The sequence below is a fragment of the Actinomadura kijaniata genome, from assembly GCF_014138665.1.
Taxonomy (GTDB): Bacteria; Actinomycetota; Actinomycetes; order Streptosporangiales; family Streptosporangiaceae; genus Spirillospora; species Spirillospora kijaniata.
Genome location: NZ_JACJIA010000013.1, coordinates 1 through 21,683 on the forward strand (window position 1 = coordinate 1; position 21,683 = coordinate 21,683).

Below are 21,683 nucleotides of genomic sequence, written 5' to 3' on the forward strand. Positions count from 1 at the left end.
TGACCCGCGGGCCCTCGCCTCCGGCGTCGGGCCCGCAGGTCAGGTAACGCGCTCGCGTGCGCGGCTGAGGCCCACTTTGAAACAGGCCCTAGGCGAGCAGGCGGGCGGGCCGCTTGTCGGCGCGGGTCGGCCCGAACGAGCGCAGCGCGACCGGCGCGTCCACGACGTCCTCCACGCACGTGAACGGCTCGTACACCGGGCGCGCGGCGAGCAGGCGCCCGGCCAGCGCCGCCTGGTGGTCCAGGTCGCCGGGGGCCAGGCGGGTCACGTGCTCGCCGCCGACGTCGTAGGCGCGGCACACCCGCAGGTCGTCGCGGGCCTCGGCCACGTCCAGGTGCGTGACGGCCAGCGCGTCCACGCCGCCGGTCACCTCCAGCGCGTACCGCAGCGCGACCGCGTCCAGGTGGCCGACGCGGAACACGCCCTGCCAGGGGCCGGTCCCGTTGTGCGGGTCCGGCAGGTCGGCCGTCAGCGCCGGGTCCTCGGTGACGAACGGGCCCGGACCGTGCCGCGTCGCGTACGTCCGCACCACGCCCAGGCGCGCCGCCTCGGCGCCCGCCTCCGACAGCAGGGTCTCGGCGTTGGCGAACGTGGTGGTCGACCAGGTCGTGTACGGGTGGAACCCGTGCCACTCGTCCAGCAGCACGCCCTGCGCGCCCTCGAACACCACGTTCCCGGAGCGCAGCAGCGTCCGCAGGCGCTCGCCGCCCACGACGCGGACCCGTTCGCCGAACGCCGCGAACGCCTCCGCGCAGTCCGCCGCGTCGGGCACCGGCCCGCCGCCGGGGAACTCGGCCAGGTACCAGTCCCGCACGGCCGCCAGGCGCCGGCGCAGGCGGGCGGGGGACAGGCAGTCGCCCGCGCGCGGCGCGTCGGCGTGCGACAGCGCGTAGGAGGCGGTCTCCCCGACGCCCATCCCGCACGACCCGTGCCGGGCCGCGCCCCGGGCGGTCTCGCGCGCCCGGTTCGCGGCCCGGTGGTAGGGCGTGGTGAGCAGCGCGTCGCGGTCCACCGTCAGCCGGTCCAGCGCGTCGGCGACGCCGAGCGACCGCAGGTGGTCGGCCTCGGCGGCCAGCGCCAGCGGGTCCACCAGCACGAACCGCGACAGGTGCGTGCGCACCCCCGGCGTGAACGTCCCCGACCCGAACTGCGCGAACGTGTGGTGCCGCCCGTCGGGCAGCACGACGTTGTGCGCCGCCTGCGCGCCGCCGTTGAACCGCACCATCGCGTGCACCGGCTCCGGCCCCCGCGCGCAGAGCCAGTCCACGACGGTCCCCTTGCCCGCGTCGCCGAACCCGAGATCGACCACGACCACGTTGCCCACGGCGGTCACCCTCCCTCAGAGCCTCGTCGAGCGCGCCGGGCCGGCGGTCAGGTCCAGCGGGGCGTCGGCCGTCGCCGCCGGGGCGCGGGAGGCGTCCAGCCGGGCCAGCGCCCGCGACACCGACGCCCCCGCCGTGGAGCCGGCCTCGTCCAGGTGCGCCAGGCCCTCGGCCAGGTCGATGGCCTCCTCCGCCAGGCCGATCGTGAGCGCGATCGTCTCGCAGACCGCGTCCAGGTCGTCCAGGTACAGCACGTTCTGGCCGAGCAGCCCCTGCCAGAACTCCTTCAGCCGCCGGTCGCCGGAGTGGTAGCCGCCCTCGGGGATGATGAAGTACACCTCGAAGCGCTCCCGCAGCTCCCGCACGATCTCGGCGACCGGGACGTCCTCGGGGATCTCCTCGCCGAGGACGCGGGCGACCTCGGCGCGCTTGACCTTCGGGTAGGCCAGCTCGTCACCGATCATGAACAGGTAGCCGCGCCGCCCCCGCCGCTCGTGGCAGTCGATCGCGGTGTGCCGGGCCATGAAGTACATGCCGAGCTCGTAGGACTCGGTCATCTGGCCGCCGCCCCCGCCCTCCAGGTACAGCTTCCCGAGGTCGTCGTCCATCCGGTTGTCGGCCTCGAACTGCCCGACCTGGAGCGGCGCGCGGTCGCAGGTGGCGTCGCCGATCGCGCCGAACATGATGTGCGGGTGCTCGACGTAGCCCTTGCGCAGCAGCAGGCCCAGCAGGTCGGGCAGCTTGGTCTGGAGCACGCGCGGGACGGTGCCCATCGAGCCGGTCACGTCGAACAGCACCGCGACGGCCAGCGACCGGGGATGGTCGTCGGAGTCGCGGCTCTCGCGGACCTTCACGCCGCGCGGGTCGAGGTCGGGGTGGACGGCGGTGGCGCCGGAGTCGCTGTAGGCGAACGCGCTGGCGCCGGTGGCGCGGCGGTAGCTCGCCCGGGCGGTGTAGACGTCGGTGGACCAGTGTCCGCTTCCCATGGGGGTCTCCTCTCGGGAGGTTCGGGTCTCAGGAGGTCGGGGGCAGGTGGAACGGGCGGAACCGGCGCGGGCCGTAGAGCCGTTCGAGGACCTCGTCGAGCTCGCCCAGCAGCCGCCAGGCGTCGCCGGGCCGCCGCCGCTGGGACGGCAGCAGGCAGCCGCGCGCGAACGAGCGCAGCGCCTTCGGGGCCCCGTCGCCCATCAGGTCGGTCATGCAGCGGGTGGCCATGAACACGTCGGTGGCGGGGGACGCCGGTTCCCGCGCCGGGACCTCGGGCGGGTAGTGGCCGGCGTACCGGTCCACCAGCGCGGGCACCCGGCCGCTGGGGTCGGCGTGCGCGTAGCAGCCGGGCACCGAGTAGCACCAGTCCACCAGCACCAGGCCGTGCTTCCCGGGATGGATCAGGACGTGCTCGGGCAGCACCGCGCCGTGCAGGACGCCCGCGCGGTGCGCGAAGCCCAGGGCGACCAGCAGCCGCCGCCACATCCACGCCGCGTCGCGCGGGTCCAGGCCGTCGGGGTAGGCGGTCCTCACCTCGGCGAGGCTGTGGAAACCCTCCAACGCGCCGATCACGTTGGCGTGCCGCCGCGCCCCGGTGGCGGGGTCGCGGTGCCGGAACGACTCCAGCAGGCGCGGCACGTACGCCAGGTACCTCCCGTCGCCGTCCCGGGGGAGCTGCCGCAGCGCGACGGCCTCGCGTTCCAGCAGGTCGCCGTCGTGCGGATCGCGCGGAATCTTGATCATCACGGTGTCGTCCCGGGCGTCGCGCGCCCGGAACAGGTCGGCCAGGTCGCCCGTGACGCGCCGGTCGTCCAGCCAGTAGGGGCCGCGCCGGGTGGTGATCGTGACGGGGTCGGTGCGGTTGTAGGACCGCCACAGCGCCGTCAGCCGCGCGAACGCGTCGTCCGTGCGCCCGCCGGTGGCGTCGGGGTGCACCAGCCGCGCCAGCCGCCGGTAGGTCCGCGCGGCCTCGGCCGCGTCGGTCCCGAACAGGTCGGCCGGGGTGCGGGCCCGGTCGAGCCGGGCCAGCGCCTCGTCCAGGGCCGCCGGGTCGCCGGGGGTCATCGGATCTCCTCCTCCCGGCTCGGCCGCAGCAGCGCCGGGTGCAGCAGCCGCGCGTCGCCCGCCCGGTAGAGCCGGGGGCGCGGACCGCCGCGCCGCCCGGTGCGTTCGGCGGTGGCCCCGGTGCTCTCCACGAACCCGGGGACCGACAGGACCTTGCGGTGGAAGTTGCCCGCATGCAGCTCCTCGCCCCACACCGCCTCGTAGACGGCGCGCAGCTCGGGGATCGTGAACTCGGGCGCGCAGAACGCCGTGGCCAGCGGCGTGTACTCCAGCTTCGCCCGGGCCCGCTCCAGCCCGTCGGCCAGGATCCGGGAGTGGTCGAACGCCAGCCGGCGCGTCGTCCCCGGCCGCTGCTCGCCGGTCCCGGTCAGCCCCAGCGACCCGACCGGCGCCCAGGCCGCCTCGGCCGCGTCGCCGCCCGCCTCCGGGTCCGGCAGCTCCGGCGCGAACGCCAGGTACGCCACCGAGATCACCCGCATGCGGGGGTCGCGGCCCGGCGCACCGTAGGTGGCGAGCTGCTCCAGGTGGACGCGGTCCAGGGGACCGTTCCCGCCGGTCGGGCCGGCGCTCAGCCCGGTCTCCTCGGCCAGCTCGCGGACGGCGGCCTCCGGCAGGCCCTCGGCGTCGCGGACGCCGCGCACGAACCCGCCCGGCAGCGCCCACATCCCGGCGAACGGCGGGTGCGCGCGCCGCACCAGCAGCACGTGCAGGACCTCGTCGCGGATGGTCAGCGCCACCACGTCGACCGTGACGGACACGGGGTCGTAGTCGCGCGGGTCGTAGTCGGCCAGGAACTCCCGCTCGTCGCGCCGGTCGCCGGTCATCGCCGTCCTTCTCATCCTGAGTCAATCTCTATCTGAGAAGAACATAGCCGGTGCCGGTCCCGCCGTCCAGCGGGTTTCCGGGTGATTTGTGAAAGCCCTGATGGATCCCCTGGTCTCCGCCGAGGTTAGGTCCGCCTAACTTCCCCCACGAGACCGTACGGCGAGGACATGCCACAGAGACGGCGGACGGGCGGCCGGGTCCGGTGGCTCGCCGTGCCGGCCGGGTCGGCGGGCCCGCTGGCCCTGGCCGTGCTGGCGAGCCTGGCGGTCGGCAGCCGCGGCATCGCCCCCGACCGGGTGCTGGCGGCCCTGCTGGACCCCGGCGCGGTCGCCCCCGGCGCGGGCGGCGACGTGGAGATCGTGCGGTCGATGCGGGTGCCGCGCACCGTCACCGGCCTCGCCGTCGGCGCGGGCCTGGCCGTCGCGGGCGTGCTCATGCAGGCCCTCACCCGCAACCCCCTGGCCGATCCGCGCATCATGGGCGTCACCTCCGGCGCGTCGCTGGGCGTCGTCGCCGCGATCACCCTGTTCGGACTGACCACGCCGCCCGCCTACGTGTGGTTCGGCGTCGTCGGCGTGCTCACCGTCAACGCCCAGACCTTCGACCAGTACCGGTTCTGGGCGGTCGGGTCGCTGGCCGGGCGGCCGCCCGAGGTCGCGCTGTGGGTGCTGCCGTTCGTCGCCGCCGGGCTGGTGATCGCCTTCGGCGTCGCGCGCGGCCTGGACGCCCTGGCGCCCGGCGACGACATGGCGCGCGGCCTGGGCCGTGACGTCGGGCGCACCCGCCTGCTGGCCGCCGTCGCCGCCGTGCTGCTCACCGGCGCGGCCGTCGCCGCCGCCGGGCCGATCGGGTTCGTCGGGCTGGCGGTGCCGCACCTGGCCCGCGCCCTGACCGGGACCCTGGAAGCAGAACTTCCTGCTGGACGCCGAGGCCCTGGGCAGGAAGGCCGAGGGCGAGGCGAAGCTCAGGGCCTACGAGGAGCGGGCCCGACTCGTTCGCCGGGATCGTCCTGAGGGACACCGGCCTCGGCCGTCCCGAGGGCCAGCTGCTGAAGGACAGGGCCGACAAGCGGTTCGCGCCGCTCAGCGGCGAGCGCGTCGACCAGGCCGACGGCGACTTCGTGTTCGTCGCCGCCTACGGGGAGAAGGCCGCCCAGGAGCAGGCCAAGGTCACCGGCGGTCCGCTCTGGCAGAAGCCGGCGGCCGTCAGGGACGAGCACGCCCAGGTCGTGGACGACGAGATCTGGATGACCGGCATCGGCGTCACCGCCGCCGGGAAGATCCTCGACGACCTGGACAGGTACCTGACACCGCTGGCGAGGAAGTAGCCCGCCGAACGTCGAAGGCGCCGCCCCGGACTCCGGGGCGGCGCCTTCGACGTTCGGCGGATGTGCGCGGGTCAGCGCCGGTGGCGGCCCTCCGGGCGGGGCGGCTCGTCGTTCCACCGCGCCTCGTCGGGGCGCCCGCGGTCCTGCCCCCGGTACGGGTCCTGTCCCTGGTAGGGGCCCTGCTGCCGGTACGGCCTCTCCTGGTACGGATCCCGCTCCTGGTGGGGCTCCCGGGGCTGGAACGGGTCCCGCGGCGGCAGCACCCGGTACGGGTCGTGCGGATACGGGGACTCGGGGGCGGACCGTACACCGCTGGGGTACGGACCGCCCAGGGAGGGTCCCGACTCCCGGGGGGCCGGGGGCTCGGGGTCCAGCCGGTAGCCGCCGGTCGCCTGGCGCGGGGCCGGTTCCACCGGCGCGCCGTACGGCTGGGGGGAACCGTACGGGCCCGGGGACAGGTGCGGGTCCGCGTACGGCTCGGCGAAGGGGTTCCCCGCCCGGCGCCGCCCGCCCGACGACCGCACGGCCTGCTCGTAGGCGCCGCTGCCGGGCGGCGGGGCCTCGTAGGGCAGCGGCGCGCCCGGCGGCTGGTCCAGCAGCATCCGCAGGTGGCTGCGGCGGTGGCCGTAGGCGAAGTACAGCACCAGCCCGACCGCCATCCAGACCAGGAAGTAGACCCAGGTCTCGACCTTCAGGTTCAGCATCAGCCACACGGTCGCCACGATCGCCAGCGTGCCGGTCAGCGTCGCGGCCGGGACGCGGAACGGCCGGTGCAGGTCGGGACGGCTGCGGCGCATCGCGATCATCGCCGCCGACACGAACCCGAACGCGAACAGCGTCCCGATCACCACGAGCTGTTCGAGGGTGAGCACGTCCACGGTCTGCGACATCACGACCGCCGCGCCGCCCGCGACCAGGGTGGAGCGCGAGGGGACGCGGTAGCGGCTCATCCCGGCGACGCCGCGCGGCAGCAGCCCGTCGCGGGCCATCGAGAACACCACGCGGGTCAGGCTGATCAGCACCACCAGGATCACGGTGGTCAGCGCGATGACGATGCCGACGTCGACGACCTTGTTCATCGACTGCGCGCCGACGACGTCGAACGCCGCGGTCAGCGGCGGCTTGGCCGGGTCGAGCTGGTCGTAGCGGACCATGCCCACCAGCGCGACCGCGACGGCGACGTACAGCACGATCGACACGAGCATGCTGAGCAGCATCCCGCGCGGGACCTTGCGCGGCGCGTCGTCGGTCTCCTCCGAGGCGGTGGAGATCAGGTCGAAGCCGATGTAGGCGAACACGATCGCCGGGGTGGCGGCGAACACGCCCCAGATGCCGAACGCCTGCGGCGACCCGTCGCCGAGGAACCCGAACAGCGCGTCCAGCATCGTCGGGTCGTCGGTGCCCGCGGGCCGCGACGGCGGCACGAACGGGGTGAGGTTGTCGGCGTTGAAGAACTTCAGCCCGGTCGCCACGGCCAGCCCGACCACGATCAGCTTGGCCAGCACCATGAACCAGAGGGTGCGCAGGCTCATCCGGCCGCCGGTCGCCAGCATGACGATCAGCAGCACCAGGATGCCGAGGGCGAACAGGTCGAAGCCCTTGGGCTGCCCGATGATCCCGGCCAGCCAGTCCGGCACCGGCACCGAGAAGTCGGCGAGCACCTGCGCCGCGTACAGCGACCAGGCGCGGGCGACGACCGAGGCGGCCAGCAGCAGCTCCAGGATGAGCGCCCAGCCGACCACCCAGGCCCAGACCTCGCCGAAGGCGACGTAGCTGAAGGAGTAGGCGCTGCCCGCCACCGGGACGATCGACGACATCTCGGCGTAGGCGAGGGCGGCCAGCAGGCACACGGCCCCGGCCACCAGCAGCGAGACGATGACGGCGGGCCCGGCGTTGCTGGCGGCCTGCTGACCGGCCACCTTGAACACGCCCGCACCGATCATGACGCCGAGACCCAGCACGATGAGGTCGCGGGTGCGGTAGACGACGCGCAGCCGATGGCGGCCGCCGTAGAGCTGTCCGGTCGCCTGCTCCACCGGCAGGCGCCGCAGCATGGTGTTACGCATGCGGATGTCCCCAGGTCATAGGAGTTCCCCCAGGCCTGAACCCGCGCCGCTGTTCGCGAGAAGTGGCTCTTGAAGTCCTTAAGCGTTCCCCATGAAAGGGTAAAATCGCAATGTTTTCTGGCATTTTGCTTCCGGGTTGTTGTGATCGCTGGAGCCCGTGCGGTCGCGATGGCACAGTGAGCGCATGGAACGGCCCCCCACCCCCGTCACCCTCCTGGACGTGCGCGTCACCGAGCGCGACGACGGCTCGGCGCTGTACTTCTACCGGCTGCACCGTTCCGGCCGGCTGGAGCACGACTGCTCGGTGGAGGTCTCCCAGCCCCGCGTCGGGAGCCTCAGCGAACGGCTCGCCGCCGCGCGCCGCGACGAGATCCCCGAGGAACGGCTGACCGAGCACGCCCACGCGCTGTACCGCGCCCTGTTCCCCTACCCGCCCGGCCGCGAGCCCGACCTGCTGGCCCGGCTGCGGACCTCCCCGGAACCGGTGCTGGTGCGCACCAACGAGACCGTCGTGCCCTGGGAGCTCCTGCACGACGGGACGGGGTTCCTGCCGCTGACCCGCGACCTGGAGCGGTTCCCCGACGGACGGCTGCTCGGCGACCAGCTCCCGGTGCCCGACGCGGCCGTGCGGGAGATGCTGGACCGGGCGTTCGACCTGGCGGCGGGGCGGCGGCTGGTGACCTCCTCGCACCTGCTGCTGAGCCTGGTCACCGCCGACGGGCTGCGGCCGGTGCTGGCCGGCCGGGTCGGCGCGGACCGCCTGGCGGGGATCGCCGACCGGCTGCGGCGGACCGCCGACCGCGCCTCCGCGCACGGGACCGGCGACCCGATCATGTCCGACACCGTGCTGCGGGTGATGTCGGCCGCCGAGCGCCGGGCCGCCGAGCGGGGCCGGATCGACATCGGGCTGGAGGACGTCGCCGAGGCGTTCGCGCGGATCGACGGCGGGACCGCCGCCCGCGCCGTGGCCGACTGCGGCGTGACGCCCTGGCGGCTGCTGTCGGCCGAGGAGGAGCCGTCGCTCGACCGGCTCGACGACGGCGTCCGCGCGGCCCTGCGCGTGGCGCACCTGCTGGCGCGGGCGCAGGGCCACCGGGTCGTCGCCAGCTACGACCTGCTGCTCGGCTTCGCCCTCACCGACGGGCCCGCGCTGCGCGCCGCGCTCTCCGCGCAGGGCGGACCGGGCGAGGCGGCGCTGGAGGCGCTGACCTCCGGCCTCGACCCGCACCCCGGCGAGCTGTCCGAACGCACCCTGGGCGCGGTCCGCCGCGCCGCCGACGAGGCGGGGGTGCTGCGCGCCCTGCTCTCCGACGACGAGTCCGCCGCCCACGCGCTGCTGAGCCAGCTCGGCGTGGACGTGCGGGCCCTCATCCGGGATCTCGACCGGCGGGATCCCGCTCGGCGGGACCCCGATCACCGGCGTCCCGATCCGGGGAGCCGTCGAGGAGGCTGAGGCCGCGCCCGGCGAGCGCGTCGCCGGGCCGGCGCTCCCGGACCGCCTCCCACTGGCGGCGCGCCTCCCGCCGGTCGCCGAGCCGCAGCGCCGCCAGCGCCAGCGCGTTGCGCGCCTCCACGTCGGCGGGGAACCACGCCACCACGGCGGCGAACCGGTCGCGGGCCATCGCGTCCCGGCCCTCCCGCGCCGCCGCCAGCCCCTCGTTGAACAGCCGCGCCGCGTGCGCGGTCACCCGGACGTGACCGCGCACCGGCGTCCCGCACCCGGCGCAGTCCTCGGCGTCGGGCGGGTTGTCGGCGCCGCAGCGGGGCAGCGGGCACCGCACCGTGGCGTCCCCGCCCACCGGCCCGCCCACCGGCCCGTCCGCCGGCCCGTCCGCCGGATCGGTCACCGGCCCCGCCACTCGTCGGCCCCGGGGGTGTCCTCGACCCGCTTGCCGCCGCCCGCCGGGCCGGTGGAACGGCCGGTGAGCAGGTTCTTCAGCTGCGCCAGCCGGTGGTGCAGCCCGGCCGCCGAGTCCGCCACGCCGCGCGGGTCCTGCTCGATCCGCGTGCCCAGGTCGTGGAAGCGGCCCTCGATCTGCGCGGCCTCGGCGTACAGGTCGCTCCGCCCCGCGCCGGACGCCAGCCGCTTGACCTCGGCGGCCTCCCGCAGCCCGATCCCGATCGACGCGGCCGCGCGCTGCACGTCGCCGCCCTCGGACTGGGGCTGCGCCCGCCGGTAGACCGTGGCCATGTGGTCCAGGTAGCTCTGCAACTGCCGGATCACCTCGCCCCAGGCCCGCTGGTCGGAGGCGCGGTGGGCGGCCTCGCCCTGGGCGCGCTGCGCCTCGATCGCCCGCGCCATCTCCCGCGCGTCGTAGGGCCGGTCGAGCTGGGCGGAGTTGCGGTCCAGCCAGGTGTTGAGCTCCACGCAGTCGGCGACCATCTGGTCGAACTCGCCCCGGGGCGGCTCCAGCGCCTCGGCGGGCGTCCCGGCCTGCCCCAGCAGCTCCTCCAGCTGCTCGAACTCGTGCACCGCCTGGTCGCGGTCCCCGATCGCCAGCGCCTCCGCCAGCGCCTTGCGGGCCATCCGCCGCTTGATGTCGAAGGTGGCGCGGTCGCCGGGCGGCAGGAACGCCGCCGCCTCCTCCAGCCCGCGGTCCAGCTCGGCGATCTCGGCGTCGGTCGGCACCGGCCGCTCCGGCGGCAGCTCCACCGCCGCCTGGAACCCGGTCTCGCCGATCGCGCCGCGCACCGTGATGAACGAGTGCCGGTCCATGCTCAGGCTGAACCGCACCGGGGTGCCGCGCGGGGTGGCGCCCGGCACCGGCACCTTGATCACCTGGATCTGCTTGCTCTGCTGGTACAGCGGGAACAGCACCAGCTCGGTGTCGCCGGGATGCTGGAAGGTGAACTCGGCGACCGTCGGCAGCTCCTGCATCGCGGGCACCAGCTCGCGCCGGTAGGCCCGGCCGCCGCGTTCGACCTCCAGCAGCACGGCCTTGGTGGAGATGGCGGTGTTGGCGGGGCCGGGCAGCCGCCGTTCGGCGTCGTCGCTGTGCCGGATGGGACGCCCGACGGTCGCCACGTGCTCGTCGTCGGCGTCCAGGATCTCGAACGAGAAGTGCGACTCCGCCCCCGGCTCCAGCGGCACGCGGGTGAACGCGAACGCGCCCGACGCCTTGATGTCGGCCTCGTCCTGGTCGCCGTCGGGGGTGTTGAGCAGCACCCGCCCGCCCGCCAGGTCCGCGCCGCCCAGGGACTCCACCGTCCCGCCGATGTGGGTGCGGGTCGCGCCGGTCGCCGCCGCGCCCCGGAACGACACCCGTACGCGCCGGTCGCCGTCGTAGACCTGCACGCCGCCGACCACGGCCGCGCGGATCGCCGCGCCCAGCGCCACGATCGTGTCGACCTTGTCGTACAGCGGCTCGTCGCAGCGCGCCCCCGCGCACAGCCGCTCGGCGACGGTCTCGCGGACCAGCGGCATGTGCGTGGAGCCGCCCGCCAGGATGACCTGGTCGATGTCGGCGAGCGACACCCCGGCCTTGGCGCGGGCGCGGTCCAGCGCCTCGTGGCAGTAGGGGATGGTGCGGTCGATCAGCGGGCGGGCCACCTCGTCCAGGTCGGTCCGCTCGAACATCGCCTCGATGATCACGGGGTTGCCGAGCTTGTCGCGCAGCCGCCCGGCGTCGCGCAGCATGTACTCGCTGGACTGCGACAGGCCCTTCTTGACGCCCTCGGCCAGCAGCTTGAGCTGGCTGAACCGCAGCCGGTCCTCCGGGTCGCCCGCCGGGTCCAGGTCCAGGGCGTAGCCCTCGTGCGCCAGCATCTCCTGGAGGCGGCGGGCCAGGGCGGTGTCGATGTCGTCGCCGCCCAGGCGGTTGTTGCCGCTGATGCCCAGCACCTCGTACACCCCGGCGCTGGCCCGCACCACGCTGACGTCGAACGTGCCGCCGCCCAGGTCGTACACCAGGAACGTGCCGTCGCGGGTCTTGGTCTGCCAGCAGAAGTAGCAGGCCGCGGCGGTCGGCTCGTGCAGCAGGTCCAGGACCTCCAGCCCGGCCAGCTCGGCGGCGCGGCGGGTCGCGTCGATCTGCGGCTGGTCGAAGTAGGCGGGCACGGTGACCATCGCGCGGTCCACCACCCAGGTCGTGTCGGCGGTGGCCAGCCCGGCGACGTCCTCCTCGATCTGCCGCCTCATCTCGGCGAGGATCGCCGCCGACACCTCCTCGGGCCGCATCCGCCGCCCCGACAGGTCCACGGTCGCGGTGCCGCCCATCAGCCGCTTGACCGACCGCACCGGCTCGGGCGGGTTGCCGACCCGCAGGACCGCCTTGCGCCCGACGACCAGATCGCCGCCGACCGGGTCGCGCCACACGCAGCTGGGGGTGGTCGGCGACTTGGACACCCGGTCCCGGTGAATGACGATCTCGGTGTCGGTGGGGTCCATCACGGCGACCGCGCTGTTGGTGGTGCCGAGGTCGATCCCGACCGCCTTGCTCACGGTCTGCGTCATCGCTATCGCTGCTCCTCGTCGGGGGGTTCGTTCGGGGGCGGGGCGCCCATGGTGACCTGGCCGGGCCGCACGACCGTGCCGCGGTGCAGCACGACGACCTCGTGGGTCTCGGCGACGACCGGGGCGGGGTACTCGGGCGCGTGCCGCCACCCGATCACCTCGACCCGGTCGGCGACCTCCGCCAGCGGCAGCCCGACCGGGTCCTGCACGGTCACGCCGCCGCCGCGCAGCGCCTCCAGCATCTGGTCCTTCAGGACCCGCAGCTCCTTGTGGACCAGGCCGAGCCCGGCCTCGCGCAGCGCGTCGGCACGGCGTTCCAGCGCGGCGGCGAACTGCGCGACCAGCACGCCCTGCTCGACGGCCACCACCAGCGCGTCGCTGGCGGCGTCCCGGGCCCGCCCGCGCTCGGCGCCCAGATCGGCCCGGTAGCGCCGCAGCACGGCCCGCAGCTCCCTGGCGGGCGACTCGAAGTCGCCGTCCCCGGGCACGGGACGCTCGGCGAACGCCTCCCACCCGTACGGCTCCGTCGCGGAGGGGCGCTCATCCGAAGAGGACATCGGTCACCTCCAGCGGCGGGTCGCCGGGGCCCGGGGGGACGGGCGCGGCGCGGACCCCCTCGGCCAGGTCCACCGGCGGGGGCTCCAGCAGGCCGTCCAGCACCAGGCCGAGGATCGCGGCCAGGTCGAAGTCGGCGGTGCGCAGCTCCTCGGCGGCCCGCTTGAGCGCCTTGGTGTTGGCGGGGCGGCGGCGGTGGCGGCGCGCGAAGTCCTCCCACTCCTCGTCGCGGTAGGCCGCGCCGGGCACCTCCAGCAGCTCGTGGACGCGCCGGGTCCCGGGGGAGCCGAGCAGCTCGCGGACGGCCCAGCCGCACAGGGCGCGCCGTTCCTCGGTGTCGGCGAGGTCGGACAGCTCCCGGCCGCGCGCCACGACCGTGTCGCGGTCGGCGTCCGGGGAGAGCCCGAGGACGTGGAAGGGGTTGGGTCTGGCCTCGTTCTTCACGTGATGCCCGCCACTCGTTTGATGTCGTCGAGGTTGCCGCGCGCCGCCGAGTTGCCGGGGTCGAGGTCGATCGCCTCGTGCAGCAGGGCCACCGCCTCGTAGGCGGCGATGGGGAGCCGCCCGGGGGCGCTGCCGGGGGCCATGGCCGCCTCGACCTGGTTGACGGCCCAGGCGTTCAGCACGCCCGACAGCGACCGGGCGACGAACGCGCGGTCGTCGGCGGAGTCGGCCAGGGCGAGGGCCTGGCGCAGGTCGGTCACGGCCGGTTCCAGGGACATGCCGCGCACCGACCCGCGGTCGGAGGCCCCGATCACCGTGTTGGCGTACGCCATGCCGCGGCCGAGGTGCGCCTCCAGCCGCAGCTTCCGCGCGGTCGCGTGGAACCGCGACGCGGGCGGGATCGCCTCCAGGTCGCGCAGCACCCGGTCGTAGTGCTGGGACTCCAGGTTGCGGCGGGCGTCGCGCAGCACGCCGAAGGTGCCCTCCTCGGCGGCGTAGCCGGTCATGTCGCGGATGAACGCCGTCACGTTCGGGTCGGCGGGCGCGATCCGGCGCGCCGCCTCGCCCTCGGCGAGCGCGGCGGCGAACCGGCCCTGCCCGGCCAGGGCGTCGCCGTGCCGCAGGCGGCTCTGCACCAGCAGCTCGGCGGCGTTGTCGTTGTCGCGGTTCCAGCGCAGCGCCTCCTCGTAGGCGGCGATGCAGTCGGGGTCGCCGTCGGCGACGACGCCGCGGAACAGGTGGTGGACCGACAGCGCGCGGTTCTCCGGCAGGTGGCCCCGGTCGGGGACGCAGTGCGGGGCGAGCCGGTCGGCGAACTGGCGGGCCGACCCCAGCACCCGCCGCAGCCCGCCCGCGTCCTTGCGGGAGTACAGGCAGTAGCACCAGTCGTTGTGCCAGCCCAGCCCGGTGGACAGCAGGCCGGGGTTCGGGACGTCGAGGCGCGCGAGCGGGGCCAGCGTGGCGATGGCGTTCTCGTAGTCCTCGGGGACGCCCTCGGGGAGCCGGGCGATGGCCTCGGGGTCGGTGAGCCGGGCCCGCGCCCTGTCGACCAGGTCGGTGCACCAGCGGTCGAGCGCGGCGTCCGCCTGGCGCTGCGGGCCGCTCGTGTCGGCGGTGACGGCGGCGGGGACGCCGAGGTCGGCCAGCAGGGCGGTGAGGGCGGCCGGGCCGGACCGGCAGGCCTCCAGGCAGCGCAGGTGCAGCCGGGCCGCGTCGGAACGGCCCGCCGCCAGGGCGTGCGCGCCCCGCGCGGCGTGCAGGCCGACGAGCTCGCCGGTGACCTGGTCGCGGGCGGCGGCGTGCTCGGCGGGGACGGGCAGCAGCGCCCACAGGCAGGTGGCGACGGCCAGGTCCGTGTCGGCGCCCTCGCCGTCGCCGCCCCGGGCGATCTCGGCCAGGGCGCGTTCGCGGTACAGGACGGCCAGGTCGTGCAGGAGGGGGACGTCGGCGGCGCGCGCGGCCAGGCAGCGCCGCCACCGGCGGGTGATCGCGGGGCGGTCCTGGTCGAGCAGCGCTTCGCGCAGCGCGGGCTCGGCCTCGACGACGGCCTCCAGGGGGCGGTGGCGTCCGGCGCGTTCGGGCTCGTCGGCGGGGTGGCGGGGGAACAGGTGCTCCAGCAGCCGCTCGACGCACGTGTGGAGTTCCAGCCCGTGCGCCAGCTCGTCGATGAGCCGCCCGGAGGGCGCCTTGGCCATCAGTCCTCCCACCGTGCGCGCAGCGAGCCCGTGGCGGCCAGCGACCGCATCTCCTCGAAGTGGACCAGGGCCTTGGCGACCTGCCTGCTCGCGGCGGCCTGCCGGTAACGCAGGTCGGCGCGGTTCCACTCGGCGGTCAGGATCCTCCGCCGCGGGGCGGTGGAGGCGGCGAGCCGCTCCTCGTACACGCGGCGGATCTCGGCGACCTCGTCCTCGTCGGGCAGGAACTGGCTCGGTTCCTGGCCGTCGAGGATCCTGGCGGCCCCGCGCAGCAGCCGCGCCGCCTCCAGGGCGCCGCCGTCGCGGTGGGCGACGACCGCGCGGTGGCACAGGTAGCCGCCGTACTCCTCGCGGACGGCCGGGTCGTCGGTGCCGCGCAGCGCCGTCCGCCACGCCTTGTCGGCGGTCTGGTGGTCGCCGACGGCGGTGGCGCAGCGGGCCAGCGTGAGCGGGTCGAACCCGTCGTCGGCGGCGGCCCGCCGGACCAGCGCCGACAGTTCGCGGGGGCGCGCGCCGCCGCCCTGGCCGGGGGCCGCGCACAGGGCGGGCAGCGCGCGGCCGAGGTCGACGAGCCGGGTGACGTCGTAGTGGGGCAGGGCGCGCAGCAGCAGCGTCCGGCACCGCTGCGGGTCGGTCCCGGCCAGCGCCGCCGCCTGCGCCGTGGCGAGCAGCGCGGTCAGCGGCGCGGGAAGGCCCTCGGGGAGTTCGGCGTCACCGGGCTCCCCGGCGAGCGCGGCGGCCAGCAGGTCGCGGATCCGCCGCTCGACGGGCCCGGCGGCGGGGGCGTCGCGGAGCGCGGCGAGGGCGGCGTCCCGGTCGCCGGCGGTGAGGGCCCGGCGCGCGGCGGTCAGCGCGCCGGGGAACCCCGCGCCGTGGACGAGGCCGTGGAGGCGGCGGACCTCGGGGTGGTCGTGGGCGGCGGCGAGCGCGGCCAGCAGGTCGGCGAACGGGCCCCGCTCGTGCTCGGCGGCCCGCAGGCAGGCACCGGCGAGCGCGGCGGCCAGGACCGCCGCGGCGCGCGCGGACCCCTCGGCCATCGCGGCGAGCCGGGCCGCCAGCGCGGGGTCGGCGCCCGCCCCGTCGGCCGACAGCTCGGCCAGGCCGAGGACCCAGGTGGCCCAGGGGTGGCCGGGGACCGCGCGGCGCAGCGCGGCGGGCTCGCCGACGGGCGGTTCCCCGGTGGCCAGCGCCTCGGCGGCGCGGGCCAGGGCGCGCAGGTCGCGCGAGGATCCGGGCGCGTCGAACGCCCGCGCCGCCTCGCCCGCCAGCCGCCGGACCTCCTCGGTGTCGCTGTGGTCCTGCCCGAGGACGGCCCGGCGCAGCCGCAGGTGCGCCGCCGCGTGCCGGGCGCGGGACAGGTCTCCGGCGAGGGCGTCGAGCCGGTCGGGCGACGCGTGGTCGGCGTCGTCGTCGCGGGCCTGGAGCCAGGTCCGCAGCAGTTCGGGTTTGCGGCCCTCCAGGCGCGGCGGCCCGTCGAGCAGGCGGCGCGCGGCGGCGAGGTCGCCCTCCCGCGCCTCGTGGACGGCGAGCGCGAGCGCGGCGCGGCCGTAGCCGTGGACGCGGGCCGCCTCGGTGAGCAGCGCGCGGCCCCGGCCGGGGTCGGTGAGCAGCGCGGCCAGGCCCTGCCAGCGGAGGCGTTCGGGGGCGGGCAGGCGCTGGAACAGCGGCGACTCGACGGCCTGGGTCATCGGCCAGGCGGCGCGGCGGGCGTACCGCAGCCCGAGCACGGTGCGCAGCGCCTCCAGGTGGTCGCCGAGCGGGCCGCCGGTCCGCAGCCAGTCGCGGGACTCGATCGGGACGCGCGCGCCGCCGGCCAGCGCGGCGCGCGCGGCGGCCAGGTCCGCGTACGCGGCGGGCGGCGCGGTCTCCGGTGCGGTCTGCGGCGTCGCGGTGTCGGGGGCGGCGTCCCGCAGCAGGCAGGCGGTCGCCCAGGTGGGGGAGCGGTCGTGCAGCCGCGCGATCCCCTCGTGGTCGCCGGTCAGCAGCAGCGCCCAGGCGGCGTGGTAGGCCCAGTCGGGGCGGCCGGGGAAGGCGTCGGCGAGCGGGACGAGGACGCGGGCGGCGCGGCGGGCGTCGCCGTCCAGCAGGTACGTCCGGCCGATGGCGTAGTCCAGCCACTCCCCGGCGTGCAGGGCGACGGTGAAGCGGACGAGGCGTTCGACGGGGACGGGCCCGGTGGTGGGGTCGGCGGTGGAGTCGGCGGTGGGGTCGGGGGTGTCGAGCCAGTGCAGGGCGCGGCCGAGCTCGGCCAGTTCCTCGATCGCGCGGGAGGTGGGGCGGCCGGGCCGCGCGGCCAGCGCGGCGACGGCGGCGTGCTCGCCCAGCCGCAGCCGGGCCGCCAGCAGCGCCGCGAACGCCGTCTCGTCGGCGGGGGCGTGCTCCAGCAGCGCGGCGGCGCGGGCCGGGTCGTCCCCGACCAGCAGCGCGTGCAGGGCGAGGGTGCCCTCCAGCCCCGGGACGGCGAGACGCCGGGCCGCCTCCCCGGCCTCGCGCACCCGCAGGAGGCCCGAGCCGAAGTCCACGCGCAGCAGCTCCCGCGCCAGCCCCGTCCACTCCGGCGGCAGCGACGGCGGGCAGCGGCCGATCAGCTCGCGGGCCTCGCGTTCCTCGCCGCGCGCCGCCCGCGCCGCGATCAGCGGCCACCACGCGCCCGCGCCGGTCCGCGCCCCGGCGTCCTCCAGCGCCGCGAAGTCGTCGCCGGTCAGCAGCGGCAGCAGCCGGGGGTCCAGCATCGCGGCCTGGAACTCGGGCCACAGCCCGCCCGTCCCGGCGGGGTCGGCGGCGATGCCGTCGCGGATCTCGCGCAGCCGCGCCAGGGCCCGCGCCGGGTCGGGCTCGGCCAGCGCCGCGGTCCAGCGCCGGCGCAGCCGCCGGTCGCGGTTGAAGATGCGCCCGAACGCGCCCTCCTGCGCCATCAACGGTCCCCGCCCCCTTCCCGGCGGCCGAGTTCGGCGTAGCGGTCGGCCTGGAAGTCGTTGCCGATCCGGCGGTACGCCCTACTGAGACGATCGAGGAGCGCGACGCGTTCGGCCCGATCGTCCGGCGAGGCGGGAGCGTCGCGGACCGTCCGCCACGCGCGCTCGTAACGGCGGGCGGCCCCGGCGTGGTCGCCCCGGTCGGCCAGCAGGTCCGCCTCGCGGACCAGGTCGGCGGCCGCGCCGCGCGGCGCGGGGCGCGCGGGCGCCGCCGGGGCGGGCTGGTCGATCGCCTCGATGAGCTCCTCGGCCGTGCCGAACCGGTCGCGCGGGTCGTGGGCCAGGCAGCGCAGCACCAGCGCGTCGAGCGCGGGCGGGACGGTGTTGTTCAGCCGCGACGGCGGATCGACGATGATCTCGCGGCGGGCCTCGTACAGCCAGTCGCCGTGCGCGTCGGCGGGCAGGCCGTAGGGCGGGTGCAGGTGCCCGTAGGGGTGCCGCCCGGTCAGCCCCTCGTAGACCAGCAGGCCCAGCGAGTACAGGTCGGAGGCCCGCACGCTCCGCCCCCGCCAGGTCTCGGGGGCCATGTAGGCGAGCGTCCCGGCGACGCCCTCGACGTGGCCGCCCGCCACCATCCGCGCGGCCAGCCCGAAGTCGACCAGCCGGACCGTGCGGTCCAGGCCGAGCAGGACGTTGTCGGGTTTGAGGTCGCGGTGCAGCAGCGGCGGCGTGAGCGAGTGCAGTCCGCGCAGCGCCACCGCGACCTGCCGCGCCCACCGCGTCATCAGCCGCGCCGGGACGCCCCCCGGCAGCGACGCGAACTGCGCCGCCAGCGTGGTGCCCTGCACGTACTCCATCACCAGGTAGCCGCGCCCGTCGGCGACGCCCGTGTCGTACAGGTGCACCAGGTGCGCGCGGGCCTCGGTGTCGGTCATGCCGTCCATCGCCTCGGCCAGCAGCAGCGCGTCGCCGAACAGCTCCCGCACGTTCGCCTCGGTCAGTCCGGTGCGCCGTGACAGCTTGACCGCCACCTGCCGCACCGGCGCGCCCAGCAGCCGCTGCCGGCTGCGGAACACCCCGCCGAACCCGCCCTCGCCCAGCCACTCCTCCAGCGGGTACCGGCCGTCGAGCACGGTGCCCCGCAACGCCTTGAGGTCCCCGGTCACCGGGGTGCCGCCGTTCACCGCGGAACCGCCTCCACCGGGGGGTCGCCGCCGGGCCGGAACAGCAGCTCGACGCGCCCGGCCGCGCGGAACGCCCCGGGGTCCCGGTCCGCCGCCAGGGTGATCGGGTCCTCCACCAGCCGCGAGACCAGCCGGGACACCACCCGGCCGCCCTCCGCGCCGCCGGACCCCCGGTCGGCCGCGTACGCCAGGTCGGCGATGTGCCCGGCCAGCGCCTCGGGGACGACCAGGTCCTTGCCGCGGCGGGCGCGCCAGAACTCCCGCTGCTCGCGCAGCAGCCTGGCGCAGATCCCCGCCATCGCCGCCCGGTCCAGCGGCCGGAACACCACCACCTGCCGCAGCCGGGCCAGGAACTCCGGCGGGAACGTCGCCTGCCCCGACCGGGGGTGGCGGACCTCCCGCAGCACCCGCCGCACCGCGGCGGCGATATCCTCGTCGGGGCGGCCCGCCGCCGCCATCTCGGCGATCAGGTCGTGCCCGGCGTTGGTGGTGAGGATGAACACCGCCCGGTCGGCGAACGCCTTCACCCCGCGCTGGTCGGTGATCCAGCCCTCGTCGAACAGGTTGAGGAACGGCCGCCACACCTCCGGGTGCGCCTTCTCCGCCTCGTCCAGCAGGAACACGCAGTAGGGGTCGGCGTTGAGGTCGTTGACCAGCCGCCCGCCCGAGTCGTGGCCGACGTAGCCGGGCGGCGACCCGATGATCCCGGCGATGCTGTGCGGCTCGGCGAAGTTCTCCATCGGGTAGGTCCGCAGCCGCTTGGACGCCGAGTAGACGCGGGCGAGGGTCTTGGCGGTCTCGGTCTTGCCGACGCCGGTCAGCCCCGCGAACAGCATCACCGACGCCGGGCGGCCGGGACCGGCCAGGCCCGCCTTGACGCGGCGCAGCTCGGCGGCCACCGCCCGCACCGCCCCCGGCTGCCCGACCACCGACTCCGACAGCACCCGCGCGAAGTCGGTGCGCTCGCCGCCGCCGTGGATCTGCGCGGCCGGGACGCCCGACAGCTCCGCGACGACCTCCACCACGTCGTCGGGCCCGACGGTGTCGCGGGTCTCGCCCGCCTGGGAGCGGCGGTAGTGCAGGTCCTCGCAGGCGCGGTGCAGGACGCGGACGGCCTTGGCGGGCAGGCGCTCGCTGAGGATCAGGTCCGACGACAGCACCACCGCCAGGTCCACGGCGCGGTCGTCGGCCCGCACGCCGAACCGTTCGGCCAGCCTCCCGGCGGCCCGCGCGGCCATGTCGCGGGCCTCGGCCGGGCCGGGCTCGGCCACCTCGATCCGGGTGGTCAGCTCCAGCAGCGCCCGGTCGGCGCCGACCAGGTCCTCGAAGTCCTGCGGGGTCAGCACCCCGACCAGGTGGAGGCGGCCCTCCTTGAGCGCCGCGCGCAGCGCCAGCCGGTGGTCGGTGCCGTGCGGGCCGCGCAGCAGCGCGCCCAGCCCGTCGGCGCACACGATCACGTCGGTGCGGCCCGCGACGTGGCCGACGATCCCGGCGAGCGCGGCGGCGCTGTCGCCGGGCGCGACGTCCCCGCAGTCCACGTGCAGGAACCGCTTGCGCCGCAGGAACGGGATCTCCCCGGCCGCCGCGCGCCGCGCCAGCTCGCCCAGCAGCGTCGTGGTGCCGGTCCCCGGATCGCCGGTGATCAGGACGTGGTGGGCCTCGGCGCGGTGCAGCGCCCGGCACAGCGGGTCGAAGTAGCGGTCCAGGTGCGGCGCCGGGGCGAGGCCGCCGGTGCGGGCCAGCCAGGTCAGGTCCTGCGACGGCGGCAGCCCGGGCGGGAGCCGGAAGGCGGTCTCGTGTGGCGTCCCGGCGTCGCGCAGCCGCCGTTCCAGGTTGTCGCGCAGCAGGTCCAGGTCCAGGGCGAGCGGCGGGGCGGTGAGGACGGCGCGCAGCCGCTGGGGCGGGTCCGCCAGCACCGCGCCGAGCAGGTGGTCGGGGCCGACGCGGTCCGCGCCGCGCCCCCGCGCGTCGCGCCGCGCCTCGGCCAGCAGGTCGAGCGTCGGGCCGCCGAGCCCGGCGCGGTCCAGCGGCGGGGCCGCCCCGGGGCGGGGACGGCCCCCGTCCAGCAGCCGGAACGCCTCCGCCACGATCTCGGCGACCCGCACCGGGCCCATCTGCGGCGGCACCTGCAACCGGACCAGGTGCTCGGCGGTCCCCTCGGTCTGGCCGAGCAGCGCCAGCAGCACGTGCGGCGGCAGGACCCGGTCGTAGCCGAGCTCGGCGGCCCGCGCGGCGGCCTGCTCCAGCACCGCCCAGCCGTCCTCGGTGAACTCCTCCGACCGCAGCCGCCCCGACCCCTCCTCCAGCAGCGGCGCGGGCGGCCGGCCGGCGACCCGGACCCGCTCGCGCAGCACCGCCGCGGTCGCGCCGGGGTCCAGCACCGCGCCCAGGTACTCGCGGTCGTCGGCGTCCAGGTTCTCCAGCACGGCCGCGACCAGCAGCTCCAGCGACCAGTGCCGGGCCCGGCCGGGGTCGGCGGCCGCCAGGGAGGCGAACTCGGCGTCGAACGCGCGCAGCGCCGCCAGCGCCGCGCCGTCGAACCGCTCGCGCCGCCCGTCGAACGCCGGGCCGTCGTCGTCGGGGGAGCGCCCCGGGTTGTAGATCTCGATCCCGGCCAGCAGGTGCCGCTCGGCGACGCCCTCCGGCAGCGTCCGCGCCAGGACCGGCAGCAGCGCCGGGTCCCCGGCGGCGACCGCCGCGTGCAGCAGGTCGCTGGTGCGCACCCGGTCCGAGGCGCGGTCGGTCGCCGCGTGCAGCACGTCGGCGGCGCGCGGATCGCCGAGGCGCTGCGGGGTGAACAGTCCGTCGGTGAACAGCAGGGAGAACGACAGCAAGGTCACTCCAGG

Annotated in this window: 16 protein-coding genes; 3 read left to right on the forward strand and 13 right to left on the reverse strand. The window is 76.5% G+C overall.

Annotated features, from left to right (window positions below; all coding sequences use genetic code 11):
* Positions 1–88 precede the first annotated feature (88 nt).
* The 4 genes from HNR61_RS36505 to HNR61_RS36520 are packed head-to-tail and all read right to left on the reverse strand — an operon-like array spanning position 89 to position 4,198.
* A complete protein-coding gene (locus HNR61_RS36505) occupies positions 89–1,333 on the reverse strand; it encodes an adenylosuccinate synthetase (RefSeq protein ID WP_376770296.1) in 1,245 nt (414 codons plus the stop codon).
* 6 nt (positions 1,334–1,339) lie between these two features.
* The gene (locus HNR61_RS36510; RefSeq protein WP_067831667.1) at positions 1,340–2,308 is read right to left on the reverse strand and encodes a hypothetical protein; all 969 of its coding nucleotides are present in this window, start codon (positions 2,306–2,308) and stop codon (positions 1,340–1,342) included.
* Positions 2,309–2,336: 28 nt separating this feature from the next.
* Positions 2,337–3,374, reverse strand: coding sequence for a serine/threonine-protein kinase (locus HNR61_RS36515; RefSeq protein ID WP_182847715.1), 1,038 nt, complete (start codon positions 3,372–3,374; stop codon positions 2,337–2,339).
* Positions 3,371–4,198, reverse strand: coding sequence for an NUDIX hydrolase (locus HNR61_RS36520; RefSeq protein ID WP_182847716.1), 828 nt, complete (start codon positions 4,196–4,198; stop codon positions 3,371–3,373). The genes HNR61_RS36515 and HNR61_RS36520 overlap by 4 nt, the downstream gene beginning before the upstream one ends.
* Before the next feature lie 168 nt (positions 4,199–4,366).
* On the opposite strand from HNR61_RS36520, the gene HNR61_RS36525 reads away from it, so the two are divergent.
* Entirely contained in the window at positions 4,367–5,212 is an 846-nt protein-coding gene (locus HNR61_RS36525; RefSeq protein WP_182847717.1) for a FecCD family ABC transporter permease, read from the forward strand.
* Positions 5,213–5,319: 107 nt separating this feature from the next.
* On the forward strand, positions 5,320–5,526 hold the full coding sequence (locus HNR61_RS36530) for an ABC transporter substrate-binding protein (protein WP_182847718.1): 207 nt from the start codon (positions 5,320–5,322) through the stop codon (positions 5,524–5,526).
* 71 nt (positions 5,527–5,597) lie between these two features.
* On the opposite strand, the gene HNR61_RS36535 is transcribed toward HNR61_RS36530, so the two are convergent.
* Complete coding sequence (locus HNR61_RS36535; RefSeq protein WP_182847719.1) at positions 5,598–7,592, reverse strand: amino acid permease; 1,995 nt, start codon at positions 7,590–7,592, stop codon at positions 5,598–5,600.
* A gap of 184 nt (positions 7,593–7,776) precedes the next feature.
* Here HNR61_RS36535 and HNR61_RS36540 point away from each other — a divergent pair, with 184 nt between their 5' ends.
* Complete coding sequence (locus HNR61_RS36540) at positions 7,777–9,045, forward strand: Clp protease N-terminal domain-containing protein (RefSeq protein ID WP_182847720.1); 1,269 nt, start codon at positions 7,777–7,779, stop codon at positions 9,043–9,045.
* Here HNR61_RS36540 and HNR61_RS36545 read toward each other — a convergent pair.
* Genes HNR61_RS36545 through HNR61_RS49570 form a run of 8 tightly spaced genes read right to left on the reverse strand, consistent with a single transcriptional unit; the run spans position 8,960 to position 21,671 of the window.
* Positions 8,960–9,439 (reverse strand): zinc ribbon domain-containing protein, encoded by a 480-nt coding sequence (locus HNR61_RS36545; protein ID WP_182847721.1) that lies wholly within the window; start codon positions 9,437–9,439, stop codon positions 8,960–8,962. The two genes, HNR61_RS36540 and HNR61_RS36545, sit on opposite strands and share 86 nt — an antisense overlap.
* Entirely contained in the window at positions 9,436–12,045 is a 2,610-nt protein-coding gene (locus tag HNR61_RS36550) for an Hsp70 family protein (RefSeq protein WP_182847722.1), read from the reverse strand. The genes HNR61_RS36545 and HNR61_RS36550 overlap by 4 nt, the downstream gene beginning before the upstream one ends.
* 2 nt (positions 12,046–12,047) lie before the next feature.
* Positions 12,048–12,602, reverse strand: a complete 555-nt coding sequence (locus HNR61_RS36555; RefSeq protein WP_182847723.1) for a hypothetical protein — start codon at positions 12,600–12,602, stop codon at positions 12,048–12,050.
* The gene (locus tag HNR61_RS36560; protein ID WP_182847724.1) at positions 12,586–13,044 is read right to left on the reverse strand and encodes a hypothetical protein; all 459 of its coding nucleotides are present in this window, start codon (positions 13,042–13,044) and stop codon (positions 12,586–12,588) included. Before HNR61_RS36560 ends, HNR61_RS36555 begins: the two co-directional genes overlap by 17 nt.
* On the reverse strand, positions 13,041–14,738 hold the full coding sequence (locus HNR61_RS36565) for a protein kinase family protein (RefSeq protein WP_182847725.1): 1,698 nt from the start codon (positions 14,736–14,738) through the stop codon (positions 13,041–13,043). The genes HNR61_RS36560 and HNR61_RS36565 overlap by 4 nt, the downstream gene beginning before the upstream one ends.
* On the reverse strand, positions 14,738–17,653 hold the full coding sequence (locus HNR61_RS49565) for a hypothetical protein (protein WP_182847726.1): 2,916 nt from the start codon (positions 17,651–17,653) through the stop codon (positions 14,738–14,740). The genes HNR61_RS36565 and HNR61_RS49565 overlap by 1 nt, the downstream gene beginning before the upstream one ends.
* A complete protein-coding gene (locus HNR61_RS36575) occupies positions 17,653–18,837 on the reverse strand; it encodes a serine/threonine-protein kinase (protein ID WP_182847727.1) in 1,185 nt (394 codons plus the stop codon). Before HNR61_RS36575 ends, HNR61_RS49565 begins: the two co-directional genes overlap by 1 nt.
* Positions 18,834–21,671 carry an AAA family ATPase gene (locus tag HNR61_RS49570; protein WP_182847728.1) on the reverse strand — a complete coding sequence of 946 codons (2,838 nt, stop codon included), beginning with the start codon at positions 21,669–21,671 and terminating at the stop codon, positions 18,834–18,836. The genes HNR61_RS36575 and HNR61_RS49570 overlap by 4 nt, the downstream gene beginning before the upstream one ends.
* Positions 21,672–21,683 lie beyond the last annotated feature (12 nt).